5 protein-coding genes are annotated in these 4,601 nt (G+C 59.2%); all 5 read right to left on the bottom strand.

Annotated features, from left to right (window positions below; genetic code table 11):
* Positions 1 to 183, bottom strand: a 183-nt coding sequence (locus R3175_RS17840; RefSeq protein WP_318945695.1) for a hypothetical protein, incomplete at its 3' end; no start/stop codon positions are given.
* 37 nt (positions 184 to 220) lie between these two features.
* Complete coding sequence (locus tag R3175_RS17835) at positions 221 to 496, bottom strand: hypothetical protein (RefSeq protein WP_318945694.1); 276 nt, start codon at positions 494 to 496, stop codon at positions 221 to 223.
* 6 nt (positions 497 to 502) lie between these two features.
* Positions 503 to 1,297, bottom strand: coding sequence for a hypothetical protein (locus tag R3175_RS17830; RefSeq protein ID WP_318945693.1), 795 nt, complete (start codon positions 1,295 to 1,297; stop codon positions 503 to 505).
* A gap of 37 nt (positions 1,298 to 1,334) precedes the next feature.
* Positions 1,335 to 2,411 carry a hypothetical protein gene (locus R3175_RS17825; protein ID WP_318945692.1) on the bottom strand — a complete coding sequence of 359 codons (1,077 nt, stop codon included), beginning with the start codon at positions 2,409 to 2,411 and terminating at the stop codon, positions 1,335 to 1,337.
* Positions 2,408 to 4,450, bottom strand: a complete 2,043-nt coding sequence (locus R3175_RS17820) for a hypothetical protein (RefSeq protein ID WP_318945691.1) — start codon at positions 4,448 to 4,450, stop codon at positions 2,408 to 2,410. The genes R3175_RS17825 and R3175_RS17820 overlap by 4 nt, the downstream gene beginning before the upstream one ends.
* Positions 4,451 to 4,601: the final 151 nt, after the last annotated feature.

Raw genomic sequence — 4,601 nt, 5'->3', positions numbered from 1 at the left:
GTCCTGGAGCGCCTCCACATCCTGGATCGTACCGAGATAAGGAATAATCCCCGCATAGGCGCCGATGGGTTGTAACTCCTCACCGATGCGGGTGCGTTTCTTCGGCGATTCCGGCAGGGGGCCGATGGCCGTTGCCCGGAAGGCGGTGTCCGCGAACACGGATAGCTCTTGCTCACTGCTCATGCACTGACCTTGGTAGCCATCCCTGGCGACCTCCTCCCTAGATCACACTCGCCGTCGCCGGGCGCTGTTCGCGATAGGTAGCCATGTCGATCTGGCCCAGTTTCGGCGTAAGTTTGCAGACCCGCTGGCCCCAGGGGTAGTTGCACTGGCGCCTGTGCACCTCGTGCCAGCCCTCGCCCTCCTTCCAGGCTTCCAGGTCCAGGTCTCGCCAGTAGCGGGGATTGCGGCCGGTCTGCCTGTCATGCTCAGCCGTCACCGGGTCCAGGTGCCGAAAAGGCTCAAGTCGAGGTACATCTGGTAGGGGCTGGGTCACGTCCATTTACCGCTGCAGCACGTCCCACATGGCCTGCACTTCGTGCTTGTTCGACTCGATGGTACTAAAGGCGGTGTTGTGGAAGGATTTCTGGGTATAGCGATGTACCAGTATTAGCCGGTAAAAGACGCCGCTTTGTTGGATTACCCGATCCACGTAGGCATCGAATTCCACAAACGGGGCCTCGAAATACCGCCCGCGTCCCAGGGCAATACGGACCTGACCGGTGACCCGGTTGAATTCGCTGCAGCCGTCTTCCAAGGTCTCGTCCAGCTTCCTGTTGATGACCTTTTCGAAGGGCTTGAGGAAGAACCCGATGCCGGTGCTCATGAGCCAATTCGTAGTGGGAGGGATAATCCAAAATGCAAAAAATAGCCACGCAGGCACGAGAAGCAACACCATAATCCCGTACACAAAACCAGGCAGTTCGAAAAGTTCAGACAACTGAACCACTCCAAAAACAATAGATCCCAAGCCGCTAAAAATTAGTGTAAGAATCCAAGTAAACGGCAAGATTAAAACCAAAAACTTAAAACCCAATTTCCCATTCAAAAACCGGATCCGCTGGTGGTCCCACCACCAGTCCTTGGACGTAAAGTCCGGATCAGCTTTCTCCCGATCCTGAAGTGCTTCAACATCCTGAATGGTACCGAGGTATGGAATGACTCCCGCATAAGTACCAATGGGCTGAAGCTCCTCACCAATACGGTCTCGATTCTTCGGGGATTTCGGCAAAGGACCGATGTCCATCGCCCGGAAGGCTGTGTCCGCGAACACGGACAGCTCTTGCTCACTGCTCATGCACTGACCTCGGTAACCATCTGCTGGCGGCCTATCCCTAGATCACACTAGCCGTCACCGGGCGCTGCTCTCGGTAGGTGGCCATGTCGATCTGGCCCAGTTTCGGAGTCAGTTTGCAGATCCGCTGGCCCCAAGGGAATTCGCACTGGCCCCTGTGTACCTCGTGCCAACCTTCTCCCTCCTTCCAGTCCTCCAGGTCCAGGTCTCGCCAATAGCGAGGGTTGCGGCCGGTCTGCTTGTCATGCTCAGCCGTCACCGGGTCCAGATGCCGAAAAGGCTCAAGTCGAGGTACATCCGGTAGGGGCTGGGTCACGTCCATATACCGCTGCAGCACGTCCCACATGGCCAGCACCTCATTCTTGTTTGATTCGATGGTGCTGAAGGCGGTCTTGGTGAAAGTCTTCTGGGTGTAGCGATGCACCAGCATCAGCCGGTAGAAGATGCCGCTTTGCTGGATTACCCGCTCCACGTAGGCATCGAATTCCACAAAAGGCGCCTCGAAATAGCGCTTGCGCCCCAAGGCCATGCGGACCTGCCCAGTAACGCGGTTGAATTCGCTACAGCCGTCTTCCAAAGTCTCGTCCAGCTTCTTGTTGATGGTCTTTTCGAAAGGTTTGAGGAAGAACCCGATGCCGGTACTCATGATCCAGTTGGTGGTAGGCCGGGCAATCCGAAACGCAAACAACATCCACCCAGGAACAAAGATCAGGCCAAGCATGCCTACCAAAAGACCAGGCAAATGATAGTACTTCGCCGCCGCTAGGATTCCCCACCCAACTAAAGCCATTCCCCCGACAACGATGACCAAAACCCATGTAATTGGAACTATCAATAGCAGAAACCTAAACCCCAGTTTCCCGTTCAGGAACCGAATCCGCTGGTGATCCGACCACCAGTCCTTGTCTTTGAAATCCGGATCGGTTTTCTCATGATCCTGGAGCGCCTCTACGTCTTGGATTGTCCGGAGATAGGGGATAACCCCCGCATAGTCGCCGATAGGTTGTAACTCCTCACCGACGCGGGTGCGCTTTCTCGGGGAGTCAGGCAAGGGGCTAATGGACATTGCCCGGAAGGCGGTATCCGAAAACACGGATAGCTCTTGCTCACTGCTCATGCACTGACCTCGGTAAAGTACCAGTAGGGGGATTTGGGCTGGGCGTAGGGGTCCAGCACCGAGCGCTCCTTGGGCGGCGGCTCGCTGTGCCGGGCCAGGTCGAACGGTTCGTAGTCCTCGTACACCGGGGCGGGGAACACCAGCGGCCCCAGCTCGGTGTCCAGGGTGGCCTGTAGCCCGACCCGGACCCGTGTGGTCACCGACTCCCGGTAGAACAGGCTACGGTACTCGCTGTCCGACGTCTCGCGCCGCACCAGGAACCGGACCGCCGACTGCTGGGGCAGGGATTGCCGGGCGGTGACCTTGGTTAACGGCGCAGCCCTGAGCATCTGGGTGCCGCTCACCGGCGCCATGGAGCCAGGGGCGGTGACCGTGGTTGTCGAGGACTGGTAGGCCACTTCCTGGACCACCAGGCGGAACGGATTCACAGGCAGGCCCTCCCCGCCTTCGCGGTGCAGCTTCAATCGGCTCACCAGGGGAAGCTGGACCGTGATGACGTAGTCGTCCGGCTGGGGCGGATAGTCCGGATGGGAAAGCGCAGAGTCCGGTTCCACTTCCGCGTACCGCTGGGCGGTCACCTGGACGGGCGACAGCAGGGCGAGGAGCTGGCTGTAGTAGGCCTGATCGTCCTGCCCCGGCAGCGAGTCGTCGGGGTGGGTGCCCCAGGGGCCACGCTTGAGCAACTGCTCGAAGGCATCGTCGGTGGCCGCGCCCGCGTATAGCCCGCCACCGACCGCCAGGGCCAGGCCGAAGACCGCCCAGCCCCAGCCGGGAATGGCCAGCAGGGAGTTCATAAGGGGAGACGCCAGCACAATCAAACTACCGGTCATGGCAATGGCGTGCCCGGTAGCGGCATCGAAATCCTTGTTGGACAGGCTGATGCGCATTTCCCAGAAGCTCAGCCCGGCACCGATGGCCCCCGCGATGAACGTCGCCAGACCCACGGTCCGGACCAGGGTGGGAGCTTCCAACTTTCTTAGTCTGTTACCAATGACAACCCAGTTTTTCATATCAAACAGCGGTCGGGTCGCGAGCCGATACGTCCCGGAGGTTGCGCCGCCAGTTGCAGCCGCAGGTCGTCCCATTACTTCGCTAAGCTTGAATGATGCCGCAATTAATTCAGAACCAGCACCTCCAAACGCTTTGGCAAATGCCAATGTTGCATTCCCTTGCTCAGAATTGTAAGCCCTTAAGAATGATTGAAACTCAAGAAAAACATTAAACGCCGCCAACACCACCAGCCCACGGGACACCGCCGGGCCATCCACCACCTTGCCAACCCGATTGGCAAGGTCCACCTTCAGCAAACTCAGCTTTTGGGCTTCGGGGTGGTCCGCCGGGGCAGAGAACACCAGGGTGCTGCCTGCGACCTTGTGGATCGCCTCCTCAACCGCCTCGGCGGCACGGGCGGGACTAGTCGAGGCCATCCGGTTGCCAGCGTCGTCCAGCAGGTCCGCGTAGAGGTAGTCATTGCGCCGGGTCAGCAGGCCCTCCGTGCGGTCAAAGTCCGTCAGCCCCCGCTTGAGGCCGTTGCCGGACACACCGACAATGACGCCGCTGCTCGTTGCACCGGCCCGGTCCATGACATCGATGCCCTTCAGGTCCGGGTCGGTGAGGATAAAGTTCGAGGAGGCCGCCTGCATGATGCGCTGGAGCTCGATGGGCTGGATTGCGCCTTCTTCCACCAGGCGTTTGCACACCGTCAGTATCGAGGCGCTCCACTCGTTCAGGGCACCGGAGATCATACCGCTGACCTTGCCCGCGTTGGCGACTCCCTTGATGCCGCCGGTCGTGTCGTCGTTCTTTTCCTTGAGCTGCTTTTCCAGGTACGCCAGGGATTGCAGGTGCAACCGATTCAGCCTGTCTTCATCAATCTCGGTCTGATCCTCGGCAAGCTGCCGCAATCTTTCATAGGGCGACGGCTCATTGCTCTCCCCGCCCGTGGCCCCCTGGACGTCGGGCGGGGCCCAATCGGCCAGGAAATCCCCCTCCAGCATCCATTGCTTTAGCCCCGTTAACACCCGGCCACGGCTATCCACACCCTGTGCCCCTGAATTCAAACAATAAGTGCAGCACCGCTCGTTTGTAGTGCTCCGGAATATTCACCCCAGAACACCTCTGCCGGTGTCCGATACCCCAGTCGTTTCCTGGGGCGATTATTGAGCTCATCGACGACTCGATTCAGTGCTC

This window comes from Marinobacter sp., from assembly GCF_033722735.1.
GTDB lineage: Bacteria > Pseudomonadota > Gammaproteobacteria > Pseudomonadales > Oleiphilaceae > Marinobacter.
This window is presented reverse-complemented; position numbering and strand designations above follow the sequence as displayed.

Bases quoted from the DNA above. Each gene is read 5' to 3' on its own strand.
- R3175_RS17830 (WP_318945693.1), bottom strand. From the start codon at position 1,297: ATGAGCAGTGAGCAAGAGCTGTCCGTGTTCGCGGACACAGCCTTCCGG.
- R3175_RS17825 (WP_318945692.1), bottom strand. From the start codon at position 2,411: ATGAGCAGTGAGCAAGAGCTATCCGTGTTTTCGGATACCGCCTTCCGG.